The sequence below is a fragment of the Roseateles rivi genome, from assembly GCF_043555845.1.
Classification (GTDB): Bacteria; Pseudomonadota; Gammaproteobacteria; order Burkholderiales; family Burkholderiaceae_C; genus Roseateles; species Roseateles rivi.
On record NZ_JBIGHZ010000002.1, the window covers coordinates 354,804 to 379,824 of the forward strand.

Genomic DNA, 25,021 nt, shown 5'->3' on the forward strand with positions numbered 1-25,021 from the left:
CAGTGATTTCAGTGGCTTGCCGCCCGCCCCAATTTCAGAGCAACAGCTGGAGAACTCATCATGCGCACCCGTCAGAGCATCCATCGCCTCAAGGTCGATGCCGAACTGGCCCAATTCATTGACCGCGAGGTGCTGCCCGGCACGGGAGTGGCGCCCGAGGCTTTTTGGGCGGGTTTCGACACCCTGGCCCACGCACTGGCACCGCGCAACGCCGCCCTGCTGGAAGAACGCCAGCGCTTGCAAAGCGAACTGGACGCCTGGCACCAGGCCCACCCCGGCCCGATCCGCGACATGGCGGCCTACCGCAGCTTTTTGCAGCGCATCGGCTATCTGGTGGCGCAGCCCGAGGACTCGCTGGCCACCACCACCCAGGTCGACGACGAGCTGGCCCAGCAAGCCGGCCCGCAGCTGGTGGTGCCGCTGCTCAACGCGCGCTATGCGCTGAACGCGGCCAATGCGCGCTGGGGCTCGCTGTACGACGCGCTCTACGGCACCGATGCCCTGCCCGAAACCGCAGGTGCTGAGCGCAGCGGCGCTTACAACCCGGTGCGCGGCGCAGCCGTCGTGGCGCGTGTGCGGCACATCCTGGACGACATCGCTCCCCTGGCAGGTGTGAGCCACCAAGCCGCCACGGCCTACCGCGTGACCCAAGGGCAGCTGGTGGTGGACCTGGCCGCAGGCGGCAGCACCGGCTTGCGCACGCCCAGCCAGCTGGTGGGCTACCAAGGCAGTGACACCGCGCCCAGCGCCGTGCTGCTGCGCCACCACGGCCTGCACCTGGAGCTGCAGTTCGACCGCAGCACTGCCATTGGTGCGGCGGACGCCGCTGGCATCAGCGATGTGGTGCTGGAGTCCGCGCTGTCCACCATCCTGGACTTGGAAGATTCCGTCGCCGCCGTGGACGCAGAGGACAAACTGCTGGGCTACCGCAACTGGCTGGGCCTGCTGCGCGGCACGCTCAGCGAAGAGGTGCAAAAGGGCGGCCAGCGCTTCACGCGCCGCCTCAACCCCGACCGGCGCTACCAGCGCCCCGAGGGCGGCGAGCTGGTGCTGCCCGGGCGCTCGCTGCTGTTTGTGCGCAATGTCGGCCACCTCATGAGCAACCCGGCCATCTTGCTGGATGACGGCCGCGAAATCCCCGAAGGCATCATGGACGCGGTCATCACCTCGCTGATCGCCCTGCACGACCTCAAGCAACTCAGCGGCAGCGGGCTCAGGAACTCACGCCAGGGCTCCATCTACATCGTCAAACCCAAGATGCACGGGCCTGCCGAAGTGGCCTTTGCCAGCGAACTCTTTGCCCGCGTGGAGCAGCTGCTGGGCCTGCCACACAGCAGCATCAAGCTGGGCATCATGGACGAGGAGCGCCGCACCAGCGTGAACCTCGCCGCCTGCATTGCCGCCGCACGCAGCCGCGTGGCCTTCATCAACACCGGCTTTCTGGACCGCACTGGCGACGAGATGCACACCGCCATGCACGCCGGCCCCATGCTGCGCAAAGGCGATATGAAAACCAGCGCCTGGATTCAAGCCTATGAGCGGCTCAATGTGTTGACCGGGCTGCGCGCGGGGCTGCGCGGCCGCGCCCAGATTGGCAAAGGCATGTGGGCCATGCCCGACCTGATGGCCGCCATGCTGGAGCAAAAAATTGCCCACCCGCGCGCCGGGGCCAACACCGCCTGGGTGCCCAGCCCCACCGCGGCCACGCTGCACGCGCTGCACTACCACCAGGTGGATGTCGCGGCCGTGCAGCAGGCGCTGGAGCAAGAGGCCCAGCAAGCGCAAGACCCGGCGCTCTTGGAGCAGCTGCTCTCGATTCCTGTGGTGGAACGCGCCGAGTGGTCGGACAGCGAGCGCCAGCAGGAGCTGGACAACAACGTGCAGGGCATTCTGGGCTATGTGGTGCGCTGGGTGGACCAGGGCGTGGGCTGCTCCAAGGTGCCGGACATCAAAGGCGTCGGCCTCATGGAAGACCGCGCCACACTGCGCATCTCCAGCCAGCACATCGCCAACTGGCTGCTGCACGGTGTGGTCAGCGCCGCGCAAGTCCACGCCAGCTTTGAGCGCATGGCTGCCGTGGTGGACCAGCAAAACGCCGCCGACCCGGCCTACCGCTCCATGGCTGGGAAGTTCGACCAACACCCGGCTTACCGCGCCGCGCTGGACCTGGTGTTCCAAGGTCTGCAACAACCCAGCGGCTACACCGAGCCCCTGCTGCATGCTTGGCGGCTTCAAGTGAAAGCGGCACACTGAGCGCTGCTCGTGAGGCGTTGCCACCTCACGACAGGCCTCGCATCTTGAATCCTTTTACCCCCCTGAGTAGAGGACTCTTACCTCCTTACTCGGGGCTAATCCTTATTCGAGTTCTTTGGATTTTGGAAGGATAGACCCCTTCCCCGGATTCCATCCAACCCATTTGGAAGGGTTCCGGAATTTGCTGGAGAAGGCGCTACGGCGCTTCCCAGGAAACCTTTCTAGCAGGGGTCGCCATGTTTCGATTGAGTCCAATTGCGCACGCTGCGGTGGTGTGCGCCAGCCTTGTCTCCGTCGGTGCCGCACAGGCGCAGGAAAAGCTGGAGCGGGTGGAAGTCACGGGCACGCGCATCAAATCGGTGGGGGCGGTGTCCAACAGCCCCATCCTGTCCATCAGCCAGGCAGAGGTCAGCTCCAGCCAACCCGTGGCGGTTGAGGAAGTCATCAAAGGCCTGCCCGCAGCCGTGCCCGCCATTGGCCCAGGCACCAACAATGGCAGCGGTGGTGGTGCCACGCTGAACCTGCGCGGGCTGGGCTCGCAGCGCTCGCTGGTGTTGATCGACGGCCGGCGCATGGTGCCCTTCAACCTCGACGGTGAGGTGGACACCAATGCCATTCCGCTGGCGCTGCTGCGCCGCGTGGATTTGGTCACCGGCGGTGCTTCGGCCGTGTACGGTGCTGACGCCGTGGCCGGCGTGGCCAACTTTGTACTCAACCGCAGCTTCACGGGCGTGCAGCTGGACACCAGCTACGGCACCTCGCAAGAACGCGATGCAGGGCGCAAGCGCGCCGACCTGACCGTGGGTCACAACTTCTGGGACGGCCGCGCCAGCTTGGTGGCCAGCCTGGGCGTGACCAAGACCGACGCACTGCGCCAGGGAGACCGCGACATCGGCAAAGAATCCCTGTCGTCGACCAACGGTCAGCCGCAGGGCTCAGGCACGGGCAGCCCGTCAAGCTTCCAGATCAACTCGGTGGCCAACATTCCAGCTGGCACGCCCAGCCTGGCCAACGTGCAAATCGACCCCGTCACTGGGCGACTGGTCGCGCCTTTCAATTCCTACAACTTCAATCCGCTCAACTACTACGTCACGCCCATGGATCGCAAGCAGGGCACGCTGCTGGGCAGCGTGACGCTGAGCGACCATGTGCAGCTCTATGCGGACCTGTTCTTCACCAAGTCCACCGTGGTCTCCAACCTGGCGCCCACGGGAACGTTCTTGAACGTGTTCCAGGTGCCCATTGGCAACCCCTACATCCCCGACGCCGCGCGCCAGCAGATCTGCCAGGTGCGTGGCATCAGCGCTGCCAACTGTGTGTTGGGCAACACGACGGAAGTGCCCATGGCCATTGGGCGCCGCTTCACAGAGTTTGGCCCACGCGTTAACGATTTCGACAACAAGGCCACACAGGCCACTGTCGGGGTCAAAGGCGATTTGACCGCGGGTTGGAGCTACGACAGCTACCTGAGCAGCGGCAAGGCCACACAGCTGCAAACCCGTGGCGACTGGGGTTCGCGCTCCAAGGTACAGCAAGCCTTGCGTGCGCTCTCCAAAACCGAGTGCTTGGACAAGGCCAATGGCTGTGTGCCGATCAATCTTTGGGGTGCCGATGGCAGCATCACGCCGGAGATGGCCAAGTTTGTGAACTTGGACTCCGCCGTCAACACCAGCGTCAAGCAGCTGGTGGCCGCCGCCAGCGTGTCGGGTGATTTGGGTGGCTTCAAAAGCCCCTTTGCACAAGACAGCATTGGTGTGGCTCTGGGTCTAGAGCACCGCAAAGTCACCGCCAGCAACGCCTCTGACGCCGCCGCGCAAATCCAGGGCGAAGTGCTGGGAACCGGCGCCCCCACGCCCGACCGCAGCGGCACGCTCAAGCTCGACGAGGTGTTTGGCGAGCTCAGCATTCCGCTGCTGCAAAAGAAGCCCTATGCACAAAAACTCGGGTTGGAGCTGGGCTACCGCCACACGCAGTTCACCACCTCCAGCAAGCAAAACTACGGCAGCTACAAATACGGCGCGGAATGGGCCCCTGTCGACAGTCTGCGCCTGCGTGCCATGCAGCAGCGCGCAACACGAGCACCCAATGTCAACGAGCTGTACGCACCACTGGTGTCTGGCTTGAGCAATCTGGCGATTGATCCCTGCCAAGAAACCTTGGTCAACCAGGCCCAGGCCAACACGGCGGGCACCTTGTCCAATCTGTGCCGACTCACCGGCGTACCCGCAACCGCGCTGGGCAATCTGCCCAAGCCATCGGCCGGCCAGATCAATCGACGCACCGGCGGCAACGCGGAGCTGGGCCCTGAAGTCGCTGACACCACCACCCTGGGTCTGGTGTTCCAGCCGCGCTTCATGGAAGGCTTGACGCTGACACTGGACTACTACCGCATCAACCTCAGCAAAGCCGTCTCCAGCCCCAGCGTGACGGACATCCTGGACGACTGCTACAGCCCCACGCGCAACCCCACGCTGGCACTCAATGCCGCTTGCGCACTGGTGCTGCGCGGACCGCTGGGCACCTTCAACGGTGCTGATGCGCCCGGCGTGGTCACGCCCAAATCTAATCTGGGCAAGCAATGGGTGTCTGGCGTTGATCTGGGTGTGTACTACCAGCTCAAACTCGGCGCCATGGGCGCCCTGGATCTGAGCCTGCTGGCCAACCAGCAAAACGTCTACAAGAGCCAGTCCACCCCCAGCTCCGTGGTGCGCGACTGCCTGGGCTACTACAGCGTGGCCTGCGAGGGTCCGAACTACAAATCCAAATGGACCCAGCGCGCCACCTGGCGCCGGGGCGACTGGTCGCTGGGCTACAACTGGCGCCATGTGGACGACGTGGTTGAAGAACCCGGCGGCACCAACTTCCTGCCCGCCTTCAGCCGCATCAAGGCCTACGACTATGTGGACCTCAACGCCTCCTGGCGCGCCACCAAAAACCTGCGCCTGAACCTCAGCATCAACAACGCCTTCAACACCCAAGCCCCCAATGTGGGCAACACCATTGGCACCACGGGCGGCAACAGCGGCAACACCTTCCCGCAGAGCTACGACGTGGTGGGGCGTTACTACTCGCTGGGTCTGACTTTGTCGTACTGAGCCAAGACTTTTCTAGTCGATCGCTGTGCCGGGCGGGGCTCTGTCCCCGTTCGTTTCTTTGACCTTGCCAAACAGCGCCACGTCACGTTGCAGGCCTGCGACAAGGTCCTCGCTTTGAGCCCAGAGCCCCCCCAACACGCGGGGTTCGCACTTTCAGGTCAAGGGCTAACCCTGGATTTGTTGCTTGCACCCTTTGCAACCATACGCCCCCTCCCGGCACTCACGTCATCAGCCAGTCATTCGGCCGGGCAAGGTGGGGACAACAAAACTGTCCCTACGGCAACCTTTTGAGTGGAGAACCCTCATGTTTCGTACAACCGTCGTTGGACGTGCTGTTTGCCTGATGTTGGGCACGGCCTATGCCCTCTCTGGACACGCGCAAGAGAACAAGCTGGAGCGCGTTGAAATCACCGGCTCGAGCATCAAGCGCATTGCCAGCGAAGGTGCCCTGCCTGTGCAGGTGGTGAGTGCTGAACAGATCCGTGCTTCGGGTGCGACCAGCGTGGCCGAAGTGGTGCAAAAGCTGCCCTCCATGCAGGGCTTCCAAGTTGCCGACACTGCCATCGGCACCAACTCAGGCGGTATTGCCACCGTCTCTCTGCACGATATCGGCGCGTCCTACACCCTGGTGCTGCTCAATGGCCGACGCATTGCCCCCACGGGTTCGGGCTCGACCATCAACCTCAACGCTATTCCCATGAGCGCCATTGAGCGCGTGGAAGTACTGACCGACGGTGCCTCGGCGCTCTACGGTTCGGACGCCATTGCCGGCGTGGTGAACTTTGTGCTCAAGCGTAATCACACCGGCGGCAACATCACGGCGCAGATGGACGCGCCTCAGCAAGGTGGTGGCAAGTCTGGCAACCTCAGCCTGACCTACGGCCTGGGCAATATTGAGACCGACCGCTTCAGCCTGGTGGCCACCTACCGCCACGACGACCAGCGCCCCATGAAGTCCGGCGAACGCGATTTCGCCAAAACCTCATATTTGCGCTTCCAAAACGATGGCCGTGACTATATTTACGATCGGACCAGCACCTCTGCCGTACCCGCCAATGCCACGGTGACCTTCAAAAAGGGTAGCAATATTCCCAGCTACTCTTTCAACCCTTATCAAAAGGTCAATGGCGAGTGTGCGCCGAACAACTACTACAGCCTGAACAACGCCACCACCGCAAACGCCATCACACAGAGCTGTGCCTTTGACTTTGTCAGCACCATCGACATCTACCCGGAATCGAAACGCGACTCTTTGTACCTGTCCGGTCAGCTGCAAGCCACCAGCAATCTCAAGCTGTTTTCCGATGTGGCCTACTCCCGTCTGGATTTGATTGCCAGAATTGCCCCCAACCCGGTGCCTGTCGCCATTCCGAGTTCGGGCGTGTATTTCGACAAATACATCAAACCCAATCTGACAGCCAATCAGCTGGCCAACATCAACACCATCAGCGCCTCCTACCGCGGTGTGGATTTTGGTACTCGTGACTCAGAAACCATCACCGACTCTAAACATGTGGTGCTTGGCGGTGAACTTGATATTGGCAACTGGAACGTGAACTCTGCGTTCACCTGGTCGCAAAACGCAATCAATGAACAATACGTTGGCGGCTATTTCAAGACCAAGGAATTTACAGACCTGGTTAAGGCCGTCGCATTTGATCCCTTTGATTTGCCAGGAAAGCAGTCCGAAGCCACCCAAAAGGCCATGGCTGACTCGATTTACCACGGCTCCATCCGCACAGCGAAAACAACGCTCAAGGGTGTGGATGCCCGTGCTTCTGGTGATTTGTTCAAGCTCCCTGCTGGCACGGTAAGCATGGGTGTGGGTGCTGACTATCGCCAATACAACTACTCGCAAGACCCCAGTGTTGATGCCGCCAACGGCATCATTTACAACCTGTCCCCCTCACCCCAATATGACATGAGCCGCAGCAATGCCGGCGTGTTCACTGAGTTGGTGGCCCCGCTCTTCAAGGGCATTGAGGTCACTGGGTCCTTGCGCTACGACACCGTCAGCGCCATCAAGGACGCCACCACCAACAGCACCATTGGCAAGAGCATGAGTGCTAGTACTTACAAACTTGCTGGCCGCTATCAGGTTTCGAACCAGCTGCTGCTGAGAACCTCCTACGGCACTGGCTTCAAGGCACCGTCCATGTTGGACATTGCCCAGCCTTTGGTCAGCGCAGGTGTCACCGCAGCCAGCTACGACTGCCCCTACCCCGGCACCGACTTCTGCAAACCCGGCAAATTGCAGTACAGCGTTCTTTCTGGTGGCAACGCAGCGCTCAAGCCTGAGAAGTCGACACAGTGGACCTACGGTTTCCGTTTCGAGCCCAGCAACAATTTTGGGTTTGGTGCTGACTATTGGCGAGTCAACATCAAAGACGCTGTAAGCGGGGTCTCTGAAAAGCAGGCATTTTCGGATCCAACGAAATACGCCAACCTCTTCACAAAATTCAAGACACCGGCAGAAACCCAGGAATACTACGCCTTCATTTCCAGCTCTTTGAACATCGGCAGAACCGTCAACAGCGGTGTGGATTGGGATGTCATTGCACGCTTTGCTGCCTCTGATGCAAAAATCACTGTGGGCCTAACAGGTACTCACTTGCTGAAGTCTTCGTACACCCGTCCTGGCACGGATAACGACTGGACCGACAGCATGAACAAGTACGGTGAAAACAATGCCGTGTCGTTCAGAAATATTCTGCGTGGTACCTTCAAGTATGAGTCTGGAGCTTGGACCCATGCTCTGACCTTGAAATGGAGAAACGGCTACAAGGACATCAGTCAAAATGTCCGTGATGTGGCCACCAAGAGTACCGTCAAGGTTCAGCTTGATGTTCCTGACTACTCCACCATGGACTGGCAAACCGGTTACAAGTTCAACAAGTCCTTGGATTTGCGTGTCGGTATCAACAATCTCTTGAATGTTGCGCCCCCCCTGACGCTGCGTGATTCGTCAGGTCACCAAGTGGGTTACGACCCACGTTATGCAGACCCCAAGGGCCGGACCTTCTACCTGAACGCCAGCTATTCCTTCTGAGGACGCTGATACTGCAAAAAAAAAAGCGGGCTTGATGCCCGCTTTTTTCATGGTTGTCTGTCTGACAATTTCAAAATGGCAGCCATGCTGCTGCGCGCTGCACCGCATCCACAGCCAAATGGCCCAGGGCCAGCATCACGGCCACGGCACCGCTGCCGGTGGCAGCGGCCAGCATCAAGGTCAGCCCGTCGCGAAACATCCAGCCCAGGGACAACAACATCAGGCTCAGCGCTGGCAGCACATTGCCAAAGGGCAGGGGCAGCAGGATGACAAAGCCCATGAGCGCGATGAATGCACTCCACCACGGCGTGGCGCGGCGGTGCAGCAGGACTTGCCAGCGCGGGTTCATCAAGCGCCCGGCGCTGGCGTACATCCAGGCCAGGGCTTTGAGACTGCGTCCCGTCCAGAGGGGGTTGATGCGGGTCTGTGCCACGCGCTGGGGCAGCACGGCTTCGCTGCCGCTGCGCTGCCAACGCCAGGCCAGCACGAAGATGACCAAACTCAGCGCCGTGCCAATGCCTGCAATGGGCATAACGCTGGCCATGGCCACCAGCATCAGCACCACGGCGGCCGAGGCTTGGCCGTGGAGTTGCAGCAAATCCTCCAGCGTCAGGGAGCGTTCTTGCTGTGCCTGGTGTTGGCGCGATGCTTTGCGAAAGCGCAGCGCAAGCTGGCAGGCTGGGTCATGGCGTCTGAAACTGGGCATGGCGGCTCACCCCATGCGTGTTGGCAAGCGCATGGCGCGGCCCACCAGGAAGTGCGCCACCGCTGCGAGTGCCAACAAAGCCAGCAGGCCCAAGCCCCACAGCAGCCACACCAGCGGGCTCAGCCATGACAGGGCCGAACCCAACCAGGGCAGGCTGTCCTTGCTGGTGTCCAGCACCCACTGCAGCCATTGCTGCAGGGACTTGACCATGTCGGCGTCAATCCAAAAGCCCATCCACTCGGGCATGGGCCAGCTGGCTGCAGCCTGACCCATTTGCGCAATATCGCCCTGAGCCAGCGCGCTGGCTCCCCAGGCCAAGAGCGCGCCCAAGACCCAGCAGCTGCCGCTCCACAGCAGTACCAACACGGCGCACAGGCCCCAGATCAAGGCTTTCATGGTTTTCCCCAGGTGATGAATTGCAAGCCCGGCACCTTAGGGCCTGCGCGGGACACAAAACATCAGCTCCGTGGGGATGACTGCTCAGTCAAAACTTGGGGGAAGCGGATTGACTACTCAGCTTCAGCCGTAGTTTCCGTGCTGCCCACACCCGCACTGGCCAGCACGCGCTGCACCAGCGGGTGGTGTTGGCTGCGCCGCGAGCGGATGGCGTAGACCTCTTCGCGCAGGTCTTCGCTGTGGCCCAGCAGGCTGAGCTGGCCCATCAGGCCGCCGTCGGCTTTGCCGCCACCCAGTCGGCTCAAGGGAAAAACGCCCAGGCCACGGCTGGCAAACACGGCCATGAGCGCGCTGTCTTCAAACTCGCCCACGATGCGCGGACGCAGCCCTTGCTGCTCGAACCAGCGCTCCACCGAGGCTCGCAACACAGCATGGCGCGTGGGCAGCAGCACGGGCAGCTCGTTCAGACAGGCCGGGAAGTTGTTCTGGTGGAAGGGCCGCACCATATTGGCGGGGCCCCACCAGTCCACGGCCGAATCGGCAATGCGGCTGCTGGTCAGGCGCAGATTGGGGTTGGGTGGCGCGGGCTGACAGGTCAGAACCAAGTCCAGGTGGTGCAGGGCCAGTTCGGAGAGCAGGTGCTCGACCTCGCCCTCGTGGCAAACCAGCTTGAGCGAGTTGGCCTCCAGCACGGGCTCCAGCAGCGCATGCGCCGCGAGCTTGGAAATGCCGTCGGACAGCCCCACGGAGAGACGCAGCGTCTCGGCCGTCGCGGCTTGGTGCACTTCCTCAGGAATGCGCTGGCCGATTTGAAAAATTTCCTCGGCGCGCGTGAAAGCGGCCTGACCGGCCTCGGTCAACACCAGTTTGCGGCCCGAGGGCTTGAAGAGCTGGTGGCCCAGGGCCTGCTCCAGCGATTTGACCTGCGCACTGACCGTCTGCACCGCCATGCCCAGGCGGTCGGCGGCACGCGCCAGCCCGCCTTCCTTGGCCACCACCCAGAAGTAATGCAGATGTCGGTAGTTCAGATGGCTCATGGCTTGGGTCCCTAGTGCAAGTCGGGGCGAAGTCTACGCCCTGCATGGCGCAGTCGCGGCCCGATGTCGCACGCCACGACTCGCCTCAATGGGCGGCGCAAATCCAGGCCCTGAATCTGGCCCGAACACCCCTGTGGGTAAAGCTGTGAATTGTTCAGGAACAACTGGGGGCTTATGCACAGGCCAGGGCCGTGGCGGCAAGTTGTTGTCTGGCTTGCAGCGGCCGAGTCCCGCCTCCACCAACATGCTTGTCTGTTTTGCAAGTGCTTGAATTGAAACAGGATTCTTGACTTGTCCACAGAAACAGCCTGCGCCTACTAATACGACTATTGAGATTACTTGAATACAACTAACAAAGAGAGCGCGTGTCACACTGCGGTTTTGCTGATTTGCCGCCGCCCCAAAGGGCGGCTGAGCCCCCGTTTTCATGTCTGCTTTTTTGTTCACCGCCTCGGCTGGCTTTGAGTCGGCTTGTCAGATCGACGCCTTGCCACCCGGACACCGCGCACGCGGCCTTCACGGGCACAGCTACTTCGCCACCGTCAGGGCCGAAATTCCTCCAGGTTGGGCGCCTTTTCCTGGTGCTGAGGTGCAGGAATTGCGCCAGCGCATGGAAGCTTGCGTGGCACCGCTGGACCACGCGCTGCTCAACCAACACATGGCCCAGCCCACGGACGAAAACATTGCGCGCTGGATTCGCCAACGTCTGACTCAAGACTTCGAGGTGCCCGGCATCTTGCAAGTGGGCGTGCAAAGCACCGCGCACGGCGGGGTGGATCTGGACGCCAGCGGCCAAGCCCATGTCTGGCGCCGCTACCGTTTTCAAGCCGCGCACCAGCTGCCCCATGTGCCAGCCGGACACAAATGCGGCCGCATGCACGGCCATGGTTTTGAAGTCATCCTGCACGCCAATCAAGACCTGGGCGAGCGCGACTTGGCGGTGGACTACGACCACCTCGACGAACTCTGGGCGCCGCTGTACTTCCAGCTCAACTACCGCTGCCTCAACGACATCGACGGTCTGAGCAATCCCACCAGCGAGCTGGTGTCCTCCTGGCTGTGGGAAAAACTCAAACCCCAGCTGCCCGAGCTGTCTTGGGTGACGGTGTACGAAACCGGCTCCAGCGGCGCCAACTTCGACGGTCAGCGCTACCGCATCTGGAAAGAATTCACCTTGGACAGCGCCGTGCAACTGCAGCGCGCACCAAGCCAACATCCTCTGGCGGGTTTGCACGGCCACACCTTCACGCTGCGCCTGCACTTGGGCGCGGAACTCGACGCCCTCATGGGCTGGACGGTGGACTTTGGCGATGTGAAAGAGCGCTTCAACCCGCTGTTCAAAGCCCTCGATCACCACCCGCTCAATGCCCTGGCGGGTCTGGGCGATGCCGACACCGCCAGCCTGGCGCAGTGGGTGCTGGGCCAAGCGGCGCTCACGCTGCCCGAACTCGAGCGCGTGGACCTCTACGAGACACGCGGCTGCGGCGCCATTGCCAGCCATGGCGCGCTGGACGCGCTGATTCCGGTTTGAAAAAGGGCGCCGCGTCATGAGCTACAGCGTCAAGGAAATGTTCTACACCCTGCAAGGCGAGGGCGCCCAGGCCGGTCGGGCCGCGGTGTTCTGCCGTTTTGCGGGCTGCAATTTGTGGAGTGGCCGCGAGCAAGACCGCAGCCGCGCCATCTGCTCGTTTTGCGACACCGATTTCGTCGGTACCGATGGCCAGGGCGGCGGTAAATTTGCCGATGCTCAAGCACTGGCCGATGCCGTGGCGCGCCTCTGGCCTGCCCACAGCAGCGGACGCCCCTACGTGGTGTGCACCGGCGGCGAACCGCTGCTGCAACTCGACAGCCCGCTCATCCAGGCCCTGCACGAGCGCGGTTTTGAGGTGGCGGTGGAAACCAACGGCACGCAACCCGCGCCCGAAGGTCTGGACTGGATTTGCGTCAGCCCCAAGGCCGATGCGGAGTTGGTGCTCACCCGCGGGCACGAGCTCAAACTCGTCTACCCCCAGGCTTTGGCCCAGCCCGAGCGCTTTGAGGGCTTGGATTTCCAGCACTTTTTCCTGCAGCCGCTGGACTCCCCCCTGCAGCGCGAACACGCCCGCCAGGCCGTGGCCTATTGCATGAGCCACCCGCAATGGCGCCTGTCAATGCAGATGCACAAGGTGCTGGGCATCGACTGAAAAGCTCCCCACGCACAAGCGCCAGCGCCTGTAAAGGCACAACTCTGTGGGCAACTTTCGAACAAGTGCCCTGTTGTGCACAGGCCAGCGGGTTTGCGGCGCGCTTGTTGTTGAGCTGTTCGCCGCCAAAGCCGACCTCCACCCACAAGGTTTGTTCATGGCTAAGGCCCTGTTTTTGAAGGTGATTTCAGGCTTATCCACAGAAAACAGTGCCCTCTACCAAGACTACCAAGTGTTTAGATATACCTTTGATGTTGAAAACCAGCGGCGCAAAAATTCCTGTGGCGTGGTTGCCATGCTGCGGCTTTGAAGATGACGCTTGAGCCCCCAGGGTTCACCCAGGCACACTGGCTGCCATGGACATCGAGCAACTGCAGCAGCGACTGCGCCACTTCGCCGCACAGCGGCAATGGCAGCCCTACCAAACGCCCAAAAACCTGGCCATGGCCATGGTGGTGGAGGCCGCTGAGTTGCTGGAAATTTTTCAGTGGAAGACGGCCGAAGAATCGGCAGCCCTGGACGAGGACACACGCCAACATCTGGGCGAAGAGGTGGCCGATGTCTTGCTCTACCTGGTGCAAATTGCCGACCAATGCGGCGTGGACGTGGACGCAGCGGTGGAGCGCAAGCTGCTGCTCAATGCCCGCAAATACCCCGTGGCAGAGGGAGCAGGCTCGGCATGAGTGAGGCGGCGATGGGCCTGTGGGGTGAGCGGCCCATGGTGGTGATCGACTTCGAAACCACCGGGCAGAGCCCACAAGGGGGCGGGCGGGCCACCGAAATTGCCATGGTGCGCGTGCACCGTGGTGAGATTCAAGACCACTTTCAGAGCCTGATGTTCACCGGCGTTGCCATCACGCCCTTTGTGCGCCAGCTCACAGGCATTGACGAAGCCATGCTCGAGTCGGCGCCCGCCGCCGCGCAAGTCATGGCGCAAGCCCTGGAATTTGCCCACAACTGCGGTCTTGTGGCGCACAACGCGGCCTTTGATCGCAGCGTTTGGGCTGCCGAGCTGCAGCACGCCGGTTTGGCCGGCCCCACGCTGCCGGTGCCGGAGTTTGCGTGCACCGTGCGCTTGTCGCGAAAGCTCTATCCCGAGTCGCCCAACTGCAAGCTCGGGACGCTGGCGCAATACCACCAGCTGCCAGCGCATGGCCGCGCGCACCGCGCCTTGGCCGACGCGCTCACCACGGCCGAGCTGCTGCTGCGTGTGCAGCAAGACCTTGCCCAACAGTTCCAAACCCAGCTGCAAGACCTGCCCGTGAGCCACGAATTGCTGGCACGGCTGCAGGCTGTGGCCCTGCCGCAGTGGCCGCGCTGCGTGGCCGGTTATGTGCAATCAGTCCGCCGTACACAGGCGCAGATCGACACCAGTCAGAGTGTTTTGTGCGCTGATCGCACGCAAAGCGCGTGCTGACAATGAGGCAAGCAAATTTCGCCCTGTCAAGTGCTCGTTTTTTGCACTTTGGCAGGGAAAATCTCGCCCTTTGCTTTTTGCTGCCTGCTGTTCGCTATGTCGAGTATTGAGATCCGTCCGGCCACGCTGCGCGATGCCAAAGCTATCGCCCAAATTCAGGTGGCTGCTGCGCAGGACGCCTACAAGGGCTTTTGGCCTGATGTCGCTTTGAACAATCTTTCGATTGCTCAGCGCCAAGCCTATTGGCGTGAAGCCATTCAGATGTGTGAGCCCCAATTGCTGGTGGCTCATGTGGACAACGAACCTATGGGATTTGTGGGCTTTGACCGCTCACGTGACAGGGGCACACCCTCCACCACCGGTGAAATCTGGGCCGTCTATGCCGCGCCCCAGCACTGGGACAAAGGCGTGGGCCAAGCTTTGGTTCAGGCTGCCCGCGATGGTCTGCAGGAAGAAGGCTGCACCAAGATGACGCTGTGGACCTACGAGGACAACCTCCGCGCACTGCGTTTTTTCGAAGCTGCGGGTTTCGAGCGTGAGCTCGACTCCGTCAAAGCCGTCAACGTTGAAGGCAAGTCCCTCAACCAGCTGCGCCTGCAGCGCTCAGTTTTGGGTGGTTGAACCCAGTGCTGGCTAAGCTGACTTCCAAAAATCAACTGACCTTGCCCAAAGCCGTGACCGACAAACTCGGTGCGGTGCAGTACTTCGAAGTGCAGGTGCAAGCGGGGCAGGTGATATTGACGCCCGTTCGTATCCAGCGTGGCGACGCCGTGCGTGCCAAACTGGCCGAGCTCTCTATCGACGAGCAGACTTTGCATCAGGCCTTGGCCTGGGTGCCTGCGCTGGAGGGCCAGTCTGCGCGTCGCACCAAAGCGGCGTCGACCCCCGTGGCGGTTGCCAAGCCCAAAGGCGCTGCCAAACCGACGACCAAGGCAGTGGTTGCAGCGCCCAAGCTCAGCCGCAAGGCTGCAGCGGGGCGCGGTACACGCACGGCAGCCAAGCCATGAGTCGGCGTGTTGCTTGGGACGTGGCCTTGGTGCTGCGCGCCTTGCTGTGCACCGACAGCGTGGCTCAGCGGCTGCGCCAGAGCTGGCAGCACCGGCACTGCGTGCCGCTGGTGCAAGCCAGCCATGCACAGCGCCTCATCCGCGCGCTGGCCTATCCGGGCTGGGGCTTGTCTGCCACGCAGCAGCAGGAGCTGCTGGCGGACTTTTTGCCATACGCGGAAGTGGTCAACACCCAAGTGACGCCACGAGCAGGTTTAGATCCAGCGCAGGCTGAGCTGTTGGCTTTGGCTCTGCAAGGGGAGGCGGACTGCTGGGTCAGCAACGACGCTGATCTGCAGCAGTGGGCCAGCCGCGCCCGTGCAGCTGAGGTGCGCCGCCTGGGGCCACCGCTGAGCGTGGACGAGGGTTTGGCGCTGTTGCTGGGGTGATGCGGAAATATCTGGAGCGATCAGCCGCAATTTGTGAAATTCTTCACGAATCCTGCTGATACATTGCCCGGCGCTATGCAGGGCTTTTCCGCACTCACCCAATCAACGCCACAAAACATGTGGCGTGTGGTGTTTTTTGTTCGGGAAGGCAAGCGGGTTCGCCAAGATAAATCCGGACCCTGGCTGCCCGACCGCAACCAAGCCCTGCGCTGGGCACAGTGGTTTGCCGAGCAAGGCTATGTGGTCTCGCTGGAAGACCAGTTCGGTATGGTGCAGCGCTTGCCCATTCCGGCCATGGCCTGAGGGCAAGCGCCGGGTTTTCAGTCGGCCGTGCTCTCCAGCTTGCCTGAAAGCAGGCGCTCACTTCTCCAGTACACATCGTCGCCGCCCAGACCGTCGAGGTTGGCGCGGTTGAGCACGCGCGCCAGCACAAAGCACAGGTCCGAGAGGCGGTTGAGGTAGTGTCTGGGCGTGGTGCCAATGTCTTCGCCCTGCAAGGTGGCGTGCACCACCGAGCGTTCAGCGCGGCGCGCCACCGTACGGCAGACATGGGCCAGTGCGGCCGAGCGCGTGCCCGCGGGCAGGATGAATTCCGCCAGCCGCGGCAGCTCGGCGTTGTAGTGGGCCAGGGCTTCGTCCAGGCGCAGCACAGCGTCTTCTTTGAGCAGGCTGTAGCCGGGCATGCACAGCTCGCCGCCGAGGTTGAAGAGCTCGTGCTGGATGCTCACCAACAGGTTTCGCACGCCTTCGGGCAGAGGCTCGGCCAGGAGTACGCCCAGCTGCGAATTCAGCTCGTCCACGTCGCCCATGGCCTGCACCCGCAGGTGGTCTTTGGGTACGCGGCTGCCGTCACCAAGGCCGGTGCTGCCGTCATCCCCGGTGCGGGTGGCGATTTGAGTGAGTCGATTGCCCATGATGGCTTGAGTTGCTGCAAAACGCGCATCTTGCCCCAAGCCCGTGAGGGCTTACAGCGGTCAAGGTCTTCAGCGTTTGTGCTCCAGCTGGAACATGCGCACCGCCTGTTGCAGTTGCTCGGCTTGGTTGCGCAGGCTCTCGGCGGCAGCGGCGGACTGTTCCACCAGGGCAGCGTTTTGCTGCGTGGTTTGGTCCAACTGCGTGACGGCTTCGCCGACTTGGTGCACGCCTGAGCTTTGTTCGGAGCTGGCGGAGCTGATTTCGGCCACGATGTCAGCGACACGCTGAATCGCGCTCACCACTTCATGCATGGTGGCTCCGGTGCGGTTGACCAAGGCAGAGCCTTGCTCGACCCGCTCGACACTGGCACTGATGAGGGTTTTGATTTCCTTGGCGGCTTCGGCCGAGCGCTGTGCGAGGGAGCGCACTTCGCTGGCCACCACGGCAAAACCACGGCCTTGCTCACCGGCCCGCGCGGCTTCTACCGCGGCATTGAGCGCCAGGATGTTGGTTTGAAAGGCAATGCCGTCGATGGTGCTGATGATGTCGGCAATGCGCCGGCTGCTGTCGTTGATGCCCTGCATGGTGCTGACCACTTCGGCCACCTCATCCCCACCTCGTCGTGCGACGCTGGAGGCGTTAACCGCCAGCTGATTGGCTTGGCGCGCGTTATCGGCGTTTTGCTGCACCGTGGACCCCAGCTCCTCCATGGAGGCGGCGGTTTGCTCCAACGCACTGGCCTGAGATTCGGTGCGTTGACTCAGGTCGGCATTGCCATGCGCGATTTCGGCGCTGGCTGTGGCCACACCATCGGCGTTTTGGCGCACGGTGTTGACCACCTCGGCCAGCGATTGGCGCATGCCCTCCATGGTGCGCAGCAATTCGGCCATTTCGTCCTGTCCTTGGGTGCGGATGGGCAAGTTGAGCTGCCCCTGGCCGATGGCCTTGGCCGACGCTGTCAAGATGCGCAGCGGAGCGACGACGCCTCGCACCATGCTCAATGCGATGGCCAAGCCTGCCAGGCTGGTGAGCAGACACACTCCCATCATGAGGTTGCGACTGTTTCGCGCGTCCTTCATGGCCTGATCTGCATCGGCACGCATGCGTGTGGTTTGCTGCTCAGTGAGCTTGGCGAGGGTTTCAAAGTACTTGCGCTGAGCCTCACGCAAGGTGCCCATCAAGAGGGCACTGGCGCGCTCGTCTTTGTCAGACATGGCCAGATCAATGACTTCGATGAGAACTTTCAGGTAGTCCTGCCGCAGGGCTTGAGCTTGGTCCAACAACTCGCGCTCGTCAGGGGTTTGGATCAAGGCCTCCAAATCGTCAAAGGACTTGCCAATGACCTTCGCCGCCTGCGTGATGCGTTCGCGCTCGGTGGTCATGGCCTGGGGCTCTTCTAGCAGCACGATGTTGCGCACTGCGCGCGCTGCCATGTTGACCTGATCGCGGATCTCGCCCAGGGTGAGCAGGATCTGTACGCGATGCTCAACGAAGTGGGTCATGGCCGCTTGGCTTTTGTCCAGTCGGACGCTGCCCAACACGGCCATGAACAAGCCACTGGCAATCAATAAGGTGAAACTGGCTCCCAATCGGGCACCGATATGGCGACGGAAGTAGGTCAACATTTGGCGTTCTCCGGAACATGAACTGTTCGGGTGGTAGGGGGTCGCTGCCGTCCCTCCGACGCTGGGCTGTTGAAGCCTCTGCTATGACCTTGCAGCGCATCGTAAAGAGGTGTGAAAGCCCCTCAAAGTTTTTGAAAGCCGTGATTTATTGCGCAATTTGGCGCCGACAGTGCCATGTGTCGCCCGACAGGATGGAGGCAGACACCCTGCTGTTGGCAGGGCGTGGCCCAGGCGCTGGCCTGGGCGCAGCGGCAGCGCGTGGGCGGTGTTCCCTAAGGTCCAGCGGGGCTGGCAGGGCTCAGTTCATGGGCGCGGGCACGCGCCAGTACTGGGTGACTTCACCGCGGCTGTTGGTGCTCTCCATCTGCACGCCAAAGCCCCACAGCCGCGCCACGTGCTTGAGCACCTCTTGCGCGTCCTCGTGCAGCGGGCGGTTCATGTGCTGGGTGTGGCGCAGGGTCAGCGAGCGGTCGCCGCGCAGGTTGACGTTCCAGACCTGGATGTTGGGCTCGCGCGTGGAGAGGTCGTACTGGCGCGAGAGCGCCTCGCGCAGGTGCTGGTAGCCCGCGTCGTCGTGGATGGCGGAGATTTCGTACTCGGCCTCGTCTTCATCGTCCACGATGGCAAAGAGCCGGAAGTCGCGCATCAGCTTGGGGCTGAGGTATTGGGCGATGAAGCTCTCGTCTTTGAAGTTGCGCATGGCGTGGTCCAGCGTGGGCAGCCAGTCGTGGCCCGCGATGTCTGGGAACCAGCGGCGGTCTTCCTCGGTGGGGGCTTCGCAGATGCGCTTGATGTCGGTGTACATGGCAAAGCCCAGCGCATAGGGGTTGAGCTGGCTCATGGCGGGCTGAGCCACCACATTGGTGTGCGAGGTCAACCACTCGATCATCATGCCGTCGCTCAGGTAGCCGTCGTCGTACATCTGGTTCAGCAGCCGGTGGTGCCAGAAGGTGGCCCAGCCTTCGTTCATGACTTGGGTTTGGCGCTGTGGGTAGAAGTACTGGGCGATTTTGCGCACGATGCGCACGATCTCGCGCTGCCAGGGCTCCAGCAGCGGGGCGTGCTTTTCAATGAAGTACAGCAGGTTCTCCTGCGGTTCTTCCGGGAAGCGGGTGAGGGACTTTTCTTCCCCCTTGTCGCTGCGTCGCGGCAGGGTGCGCCAGAGGTCGTTGATTTGCTGCTGTGCGTAGGCCTCGCGCTCCTCGCGCATGGCTTGCTCTTGCGCCAGCGACAGGCGGCTGGGGCGGCGGTAGCGGTCCACGCCCTGGTTCATGAGCGCGTGGCAGGAGTCCAGCAGCTTTTCCACCTCTTCCTGCCCATGGCGGGCCTCGCAGCTGGCCACGAAGTTTTTGGCGTAGACCAGGTAGTCGATGATGGAGGAGGCGTCTGTCCACATGCGGAACAGGTAGTTGCCCTTGAAGAAGCTGTTGTGCCCGTAGCAGGCATGGGCAATCACCAGGGCCTGCATGGCCAGGGTGTTTTCCTCCATGAGGTAGGCAATGCAGGGGTTGGAGTTGATGACGATCTCATAGGCCAAGCCCATCTGCCCGCGCTTGTAGTTGCGCTCGGTGGCGATGAACTCCTTGCCAAAGCTCCAGTGGCGGTAGTGCACCGGCATGCCCACGCTGGCGTAGGCGTCCATCATCTGCTCGGCGGTGATGATTTCCAGCTGGTTGGGGTAGGTGTCCAGCCCAAAGCGCTCGGCCGTCTGGCGGATGACGTTGTGATAGCGCTCGATGAGGTCAAAGCTCCAGTCGCTGGGCGAGGGCAGGGGCTGCGCGGGGCGCTCGGCCAGGGGCTGCATCTGGCGCAGCGGCGCGGCACGGCGGCGTCCGCCGTAGACGTCGTCGGTGGGTGCACGGCGCAGGCGGCGGCGGTTTTCCAGGGCGTCGCTCATGCGGTGGCTCCTTCCTTCTTGAACAGATCACGGAAGACCGGGTAGATCTGTGAAGCCTCAACGGCCTTGCGCATGGCAAACAAGGGGTGCTCGTCGGCCAGCTTGAGGTATTCCTCCCAGAGGTTTTGCTCGGCCTCGGCCACTTGCACATAGGCAAAGTAGCGGCACTTGGGCAGGATTTGCTGCGCCAGCAGGTCGCGGCAGCGGCCGCTGTCGTGGTGCCAGTTGTCGCCATCGCTGGCCTGGGCGCCGTAGATGTTCCACTCCGTGGGGCTGTAGCGCTCGCGGATGATTTTCTCCATCAGCACCAGGGCCGAGCTCACCACCGTGCCGCCGGTTTCGGTGCTGTGGAAAAAGCCTTGCTCGTCGACCTCCTGCGCCTGGGTGTGGTGGCGGATGAAGACCACATCGATCTTCTCGTAGTGGCGGGTCAGGAAGAGGTAGAGCAGGATGAAAAAGCGCTTGGCCAGGTCTTTGCGCGACTCGTCCATGGAGCCTGAGACATCCATGAGGCAGAACATGACGGCGCGTGAGGTGGGCTGGGGCAGGCGCACGCGGCTGCGAAAGCGCAGGTCTATGGGGTCCAGAAAGGGAATGGCGTCCAGGCGCTGGCGCAGCAGCGCAATGCGCTCTTGCACCTCTTGCAGATGGGCTTGCAGCTCGGCGCGGTTGGGCTCAGCGGCCGCCTCGCTTTGCAGCTGCGGCAGTTGCTCCAGCAGCAAGTTGAGTTCGCGGCGCTTGTCCATGCCCAGGGCGATGCGCCGACCCAGCGCGCCGCGCATGGAGCGCACCACGTGCAGATTGGTGGGCGTGCCGTCTGAGGTGAGGCCGGCGCGGTGGGTTTTCCACTCCGGGGTTTCGGCCAGCGTGGTGCGGGCCAAGTTCGGCAGGGCCAGGTCGTCGAAGAAGATTTGCAGGAACTCTTCGCGGTTGAGGTGAAAGACGAAGTCGTCCTCGCCCTCGCCGCTGTCGCTGGCCTGGTTGCCGCCACCGCCTTGCCCGGCGCCGCCCTCGGGCTTGGGAAGGCGGTCGCCCTTGATGTGCTCGCGGTTGCCGGGGCGAACCACCTCGCGCACGCCGCCCTCGCCATGGCTGAAGACGGGTTCGCTGAGGTCTTTCTTGGGGATGTGGACGTTCTCGCCGCGCTCCATGTCGCGGATGCCGCGTTGGTCGACGGCGCGGCGCACGGCCTCGCGGATTTGGTCGCGGTAGCGGCGCAGGAAGCGTTCGCGGTTACCGATGGACTTGTTCTTGCCCGACAGCCGCCGGTCGATGATTTGTTGCAGTCCTGTCATGGTGCTTCCCGTGGTGGGTTGCGGGGTCCGGTCGCCGTGGCGGCCGGGCCCGTCGCGGCTCAGCTGCTCTTGCGCACGCGCAAGTACCACTCGCACAGCAGGCGTACCTGCTTTTGCGTGTAGCCCTTGTCGACCATGCGCTGCACGAAGTTCTCGTGCTTCTTGGCTTCGTCGGCACTGGCCTTGGCGTTGAAGCTGATGACAGGCAGCAGCTCTTCGGTGTTGGAGAACATCTTCTTCTCGATCACCGTGCGCAGCTTTTCATAGCTGGTCCAGGTCGGGTTCTTGCCGCCGTTGTTGGCCCGCGCACGCAGCACGAAGTTGACGATCTCGTTGCGGAAGTCCTTGGGGTTGGAGATGCCCGCGGGCTTCTCGATCTTTTCCAGCTCGGCGTTGAGGGCCGAGCGGTCGAAGACCTCGCCGGTGTCGGTGTCGCGGTATTCCTGGTCCTGAATCCAGTAGTCCGCGTAGGTGACGTAGCGGTCAAAGATGTTCTGCCCGTACTCGCTATAGCTCTCCAGATAGGCGGTCTGGATTTCCTTGCCGATGAACTCGGCATAGCGTGGCGACAGCACCTCTTTGATGAAGTTGACGTAGCGCTGCTCGAGCTCTTGCGGGAACTGCTCGCGCTCGATCTGCTGCTCCAGCACATACATCAGGTGCACCGGGTTGGCGGCCACTTCGGTGGGGTCGAAGTTGAAGACCTTGGAGAGGATCTTGTAGGCAAAGCGTGTGGACACGCCGCTCATGCCCTCGTCGACGCCGGCGTAGTCGCGGTACTCCTGCATGGACTTGGCCTTGGGATCGGTGTCCTTGAGGTTGTCGCCGTCGTAGATCTGCATCTTGCTGAACAGCGAGGAGTTCTCCGGCTCCTTGAGCCGCGTGAGCACGGCGAACTGCGCCATCATCTTGAGCGTGCCCGGCGAGCAGGTGGCCTCGGCCAGGGAGGAGTTACGGATGAGCTTGTCGTAGATGCGCACCTCTTCGCTGACGCGCAGGCAGTAGGGCACTTTGACGATGTAGATGCGGTCCAGGAAGGCTTCGTTGTTCTTGTTGTTGCGGAAGGTCTTCCACTCGCTCTCGTTGCTGTGCGCCAGCACGATGCCGTCAAAGGGAATCGCGCCAAAGCCTTCGGTGCCCTTGAAGTTGCCTTCTTGCGTGGCCGTCAGGAGCGGGTGCAGCACCTTGATGGGCGCTTTGAACATTTCCACAAACTCCAGCAGGCCCTGGTTGGCCAGGCACAGGCCGCCGCTGTAGCTGTAGGCATCGGGGTCGTCCTGGGCATAGGTTTCGAGCTTGCGGATGTCCACCTTGCCCACCAGGCTGGAGATGTCCTGGTTGTTCTCGTCACCGGGCTCGGTCTTGGCCACGCCGACTTGCTTGAGCACGCTGGGGTAGCGCTTGATGACGCGGAATTTGCGGATGTCGCCGCCGTACTCGTCAAGCCGCTTCACCGCCCAGGGCGAGAGGATGCGGTTCAAGTAGCGGCGCGGGATGCCGTACTCCTTCTCCAGCAGCGGGCCGTCCTCCACGGGGTCGAACAAGCCCAGCGGCGATTCGTTCACCGGCGAGTCCTTGAGCGCGTAGAAGGGCACTTGCTCCATCAGCACCTTGAGGCGCTCGGCAATCGAGCTCTTGCCGCCACCCACCGGGCCCAGCAGGTAGAGGATTTGCTTCTTCTCTTCCAAGCCTTGTGCGGCGTGGCGGAAGTAGCTCACCACCTGCTCGATGGCGTCTTCCATGCCGTAGAACTCGGCAAAGGCGGGGTAGATCTTGATGACCTTGTTGGAGAAGATGCGCGACAGCCGCGAGTCGTTGCGGGTGTCGAGCATCTGCGGCTCGCCAATGGCTTGCAGCATGCGCTCGGGTGCCGTGGCGTAGGCCAGGGGGTTGCGTTTGCACTCGGCGAGGTATTCCTCGATGGTGAGTTCTTCGACGCGGGTGCGCTCGTACCGAGCGGCGTAGTGGCTGATGACGTCCATGCGGTCCTCCTTGGGCGATTCAGGAGGACGGCGTCGGCTCCAAAGGGCGGGGCCGGCGTCGTCCGGGAAGTTCTGGCGGCGTCCATGCTGCAGGCGCCATCAGAGCTTTCCGGATCAGACCGCCGCGGCGGTCTGAAAACCTGTGCGGCGGGGGTTCGGGTTCATCCTATACCGAAGCGTTGGGACCGTCGTACGTACCTCACCACAGTCCTCGGTTGTCAGCGGGACTTGACTGGCAAGGGTTGCGCTGGCGATGCCATGGTGCGCCTGTGCCAAAGACCCTGTTTGTGCAAGGAGCTTGGTGTGAGCGGGCTTTTTCACGCGATAGGGGGGCTTGAATCGCTCTAGACTCGAGGCCCGCTGCGCCGGCCATACCGCAACTTCCTACACTGTGGCGCCGCGTTATCGCCTCGGAGGGATGCATGGATATGCGCTACAGCAGCCTGGCGCTGCTGATTGTGATGAGCCTGGGTTTGCAGGGCTGCGCCTTGTGGCGCGGCAAGGCAGAGGCCGCGCCTGCGGTGACGGCACCGGCCCGTGCCCCGCAGGCTGCAGCGGTCAAAACCACGACCGATCAGCCGCAAAGCCCCTACGCTTTTGAAGCCGAGCGCGCCGGCTTGGCCGTGGGCTGCCAGGGCAATGCCAGCCGCCGGCCCGAAACCCAGCTGCTGAGCCGTGACGGCGTGCTCGACACCTTTGAGCTCAGCTGCAAAGACGGGCGGCGCCTGACCGTGCGCTGCGACACCGGCATGTGCCGCGTGCAAACAGGGGTTTGACCCCGCGCCAGCGCCGCCGCCTCAAGACGCCGTGGTGGCGCGGCGCAGCTTGTCGATGAGGCCGTTCAACTCGTCCAGCGAGCCGAACTGAACGCTCAGCACGCCCTGCTCGCCGCGGCGCGTGCGCTTCTTCACTTGGATCTCCACCTGCGCGGTCAGCAGGTCCGACAGCTCTTCCTCCAGGCGTAGGACGTCACGCGATTTGGCGGACTTCACGCGCAACAGCGGCGTTTGCCGGCCCGAGGAAGCCTGCTGGCGTTGCACCAGCTTTTCGGCCTCGCGCACATTGAGCTTTTTGGACGCGATTTCCGTGGCGGTGGTGATTTGGTGGGCCCCGTCCAGCGCCAGCAGGGCGCGCGCATGGCCCATGTCCAAGTCACCGGCCATCAGCATGTTTTGCACCGGATCGGCCAGGTTGAGCAGGCGCAACAAATTGCTGGCGGCGCTGCGCGAGCGGCCCACGGCCTGCGCCGCTTGCTCGTGGGTGAGGCCGAATTCTTCCGTCAGGCGCTTGAGGCCCTGGGCCTCTTCCAGCGGGTTCAAGTCCTCGCGCTGGATGTTTTCAATCAGGGCCATGGCGGCCGCGGCCTCATCGGGCACGGCCTTGACCAACACCGGCACCTCGGCCAACCCGGCCAGGCGCGCCGCGCGGAAACGTCGCTCGCCAGCGATGATTTCGTAGCGCACGGCACCCTGGGGCTCGATGGGCCGCACCAGAATGGGCTGCATGATGCCCTGCGCCTTGATGCTCTCGGCCAGCTCGTAAAGCGAGCCCTCGTCCATGCGCGTGCGCGGCTGGTACTTGCCGGCTTGCAGCTGTGCCAGCGGCAGCACACCGGGCTCGCCCTCACGCGCCAGCGGTGCATCGCTCACTTTGGGGCCCAACAGGGCCTCCAGGCCCATACCAAGGCCTTTGGGTTTTTTCGTGACCATAGGGGTGAGATTGTCGGGCATCGCGGG

At 62.5% G+C, this 25,021-nt stretch carries 22 protein-coding genes; 13 read left to right on the top strand and 9 right to left on the bottom strand.

Going from position 1 to position 25,021, the window contains the following annotated elements; translation table 11 throughout:
- Nucleotides 1-60: 60 nt before the first annotated feature.
- The 3 genes from ACG0Z6_RS05640 (at nt 61) to ACG0Z6_RS05650 (ending at nt 8,397) form a co-directional block, all read left to right on the top strand.
- Nucleotides 61-2,253, top strand: coding sequence for a malate synthase G (locus ACG0Z6_RS05640; RefSeq protein ID WP_394459324.1), 2,193 nt, complete (start codon nt 61-63; stop codon nt 2,251-2,253).
- A 236-nt stretch (nt 2,254-2,489) separates the two neighbouring features.
- Nucleotides 2,490-5,348: a TonB-dependent receptor domain-containing protein gene (locus ACG0Z6_RS05645; protein ID WP_394459326.1), complete on the top strand. Its 2,859-nt coding sequence runs from the start codon at nt 2,490-2,492 to the stop codon at nt 5,346-5,348.
- 304 nt (nt 5,349-5,652) lie between these two features.
- The gene (locus ACG0Z6_RS05650; protein ID WP_394459328.1) at nt 5,653-8,397 is read left to right on the top strand and encodes a TonB-dependent receptor; all 2,745 of its coding nucleotides are present in this window, start codon (nt 5,653-5,655) and stop codon (nt 8,395-8,397) included.
- Between the two features lie 70 nt (nt 8,398-8,467).
- On the opposite strand, the gene ACG0Z6_RS05655 is transcribed toward ACG0Z6_RS05650, so the two are convergent.
- The 3 genes from ACG0Z6_RS05655 to ACG0Z6_RS05665 form a co-directional block, all read right to left on the bottom strand.
- The gene (locus tag ACG0Z6_RS05655; RefSeq protein ID WP_394459330.1) at nt 8,468-9,103 is read right to left on the bottom strand and encodes an exopolysaccharide biosynthesis protein; all 636 of its coding nucleotides are present in this window, start codon (nt 9,101-9,103) and stop codon (nt 8,468-8,470) included.
- Nucleotides 9,104-9,109: 6 nt separating this feature from the next.
- Nucleotides 9,110-9,499: a hypothetical protein gene (locus tag ACG0Z6_RS05660; protein WP_394459332.1), complete on the bottom strand. Its 390-nt coding sequence runs from the start codon at nt 9,497-9,499 to the stop codon at nt 9,110-9,112.
- Between the two features lie 113 nt (nt 9,500-9,612).
- A complete protein-coding gene (locus tag ACG0Z6_RS05665; protein WP_394459334.1) occupies nt 9,613-10,536 on the bottom strand; it encodes a LysR family transcriptional regulator in 924 nt (307 codons plus the stop codon).
- 427 nt (nt 10,537-10,963) lie between these two features.
- On the opposite strand from ACG0Z6_RS05665, the gene ACG0Z6_RS05670 reads away from it, so the two are divergent.
- The 9 genes from ACG0Z6_RS05670 to ACG0Z6_RS05710 all read left to right on the top strand — a co-directional run bounded on the left by ACG0Z6_RS05670 (nt 10,964) and on the right by ACG0Z6_RS05710 (nt 15,874).
- A complete protein-coding gene (locus ACG0Z6_RS05670) occupies nt 10,964-12,067 on the top strand; it encodes a 6-carboxytetrahydropterin synthase (protein WP_394459336.1) in 1,104 nt (367 codons plus the stop codon).
- Between the two features lie 16 nt (nt 12,068-12,083).
- Entirely contained in the window at nt 12,084-12,719 is a 636-nt protein-coding gene (queE, locus tag ACG0Z6_RS05675; protein WP_394459338.1) for a 7-carboxy-7-deazaguanine synthase, read from the top strand.
- A gap of 46 nt (nt 12,720-12,765) precedes the next feature.
- The gene (locus tag ACG0Z6_RS05680; protein WP_394459340.1) at nt 12,766-13,029 is read left to right on the top strand and encodes a hypothetical protein; all 264 of its coding nucleotides are present in this window, start codon (nt 12,766-12,768) and stop codon (nt 13,027-13,029) included.
- 46 nt (nt 13,030-13,075) lie between these two features.
- Nucleotides 13,076-13,402, top strand: a complete 327-nt coding sequence (locus tag ACG0Z6_RS05685; protein ID WP_394459342.1) for a nucleotide pyrophosphohydrolase — start codon at nt 13,076-13,078, stop codon at nt 13,400-13,402.
- Entirely contained in the window at nt 13,399-14,136 is a 738-nt protein-coding gene (locus tag ACG0Z6_RS05690; protein ID WP_394459344.1) for a 3'-5' exonuclease, read from the top strand. Before ACG0Z6_RS05685 ends, ACG0Z6_RS05690 begins: the two co-directional genes overlap by 4 nt.
- Nucleotides 14,137-14,232: 96 nt before the next feature.
- Complete coding sequence (locus ACG0Z6_RS05695; protein WP_394459346.1) at nt 14,233-14,757, top strand: GNAT family N-acetyltransferase; 525 nt, start codon at nt 14,233-14,235, stop codon at nt 14,755-14,757.
- Nucleotides 14,758-14,798: 41 nt separating this feature from the next.
- A complete protein-coding gene (locus tag ACG0Z6_RS05700) occupies nt 14,799-15,143 on the top strand; it encodes a hypothetical protein (protein WP_394459348.1) in 345 nt (114 codons plus the stop codon).
- Nucleotides 15,140-15,571: a PIN domain nuclease gene (locus tag ACG0Z6_RS05705; RefSeq protein ID WP_394459350.1), complete on the top strand. Its 432-nt coding sequence runs from the start codon at nt 15,140-15,142 to the stop codon at nt 15,569-15,571. The genes ACG0Z6_RS05700 and ACG0Z6_RS05705 overlap by 4 nt, the downstream gene beginning before the upstream one ends.
- Before the next feature lie 117 nt (nt 15,572-15,688).
- Nucleotides 15,689-15,874: a hypothetical protein gene (locus ACG0Z6_RS05710; RefSeq protein WP_394459352.1), complete on the top strand. Its 186-nt coding sequence runs from the start codon at nt 15,689-15,691 to the stop codon at nt 15,872-15,874.
- 17 nt (nt 15,875-15,891) lie between these two features.
- Here the strand turns inward: ACG0Z6_RS05710 and ACG0Z6_RS05715 are convergent, their stop codons facing one another.
- The 5 genes from ACG0Z6_RS05715 to ACG0Z6_RS05735 all read right to left on the bottom strand — a co-directional run bounded on the left by ACG0Z6_RS05715 (nt 15,892) and on the right by ACG0Z6_RS05735 (nt 23,285).
- Nucleotides 15,892-16,485: a cob(I)yrinic acid a,c-diamide adenosyltransferase gene (locus ACG0Z6_RS05715; protein ID WP_394459354.1), complete on the bottom strand. Its 594-nt coding sequence runs from the start codon at nt 16,483-16,485 to the stop codon at nt 15,892-15,894.
- A 69-nt stretch (nt 16,486-16,554) separates the two neighbouring features.
- Nucleotides 16,555-18,111: a methyl-accepting chemotaxis protein gene (locus ACG0Z6_RS05720; protein WP_394459357.1), complete on the bottom strand. Its 1,557-nt coding sequence runs from the start codon at nt 18,109-18,111 to the stop codon at nt 16,555-16,557.
- Between the two features lie 298 nt (nt 18,112-18,409).
- Complete coding sequence (locus tag ACG0Z6_RS05725) at nt 18,410-20,008, bottom strand: SpoVR family protein (protein ID WP_394459359.1); 1,599 nt, start codon at nt 20,006-20,008, stop codon at nt 18,410-18,412.
- Complete coding sequence (locus tag ACG0Z6_RS05730; RefSeq protein WP_394459361.1) at nt 20,005-21,303, bottom strand: YeaH/YhbH family protein; 1,299 nt, start codon at nt 21,301-21,303, stop codon at nt 20,005-20,007. The genes ACG0Z6_RS05725 and ACG0Z6_RS05730 overlap by 4 nt, the downstream gene beginning before the upstream one ends.
- Before the next feature lie 59 nt (nt 21,304-21,362).
- Complete coding sequence (locus tag ACG0Z6_RS05735; RefSeq protein WP_394459363.1) at nt 21,363-23,285, bottom strand: PrkA family serine protein kinase; 1,923 nt, start codon at nt 23,283-23,285, stop codon at nt 21,363-21,365.
- Between the two features lie 422 nt (nt 23,286-23,707).
- On the opposite strand from ACG0Z6_RS05735, the gene ACG0Z6_RS05740 reads away from it, so the two are divergent.
- A complete protein-coding gene (locus ACG0Z6_RS05740) occupies nt 23,708-24,061 on the top strand; it encodes a hypothetical protein (protein ID WP_394459365.1) in 354 nt (117 codons plus the stop codon).
- Nucleotides 24,062-24,082: 21 nt separating this feature from the next.
- Here ACG0Z6_RS05740 and ACG0Z6_RS05745 read toward each other — a convergent pair whose 3' ends face one another.
- The gene (locus tag ACG0Z6_RS05745) at nt 24,083-24,994 is read right to left on the bottom strand and encodes a ParB/RepB/Spo0J family partition protein (protein ID WP_394459367.1); all 912 of its coding nucleotides are present in this window, start codon (nt 24,992-24,994) and stop codon (nt 24,083-24,085) included.
- Nucleotides 24,995-25,021 lie beyond the last annotated feature (27 nt).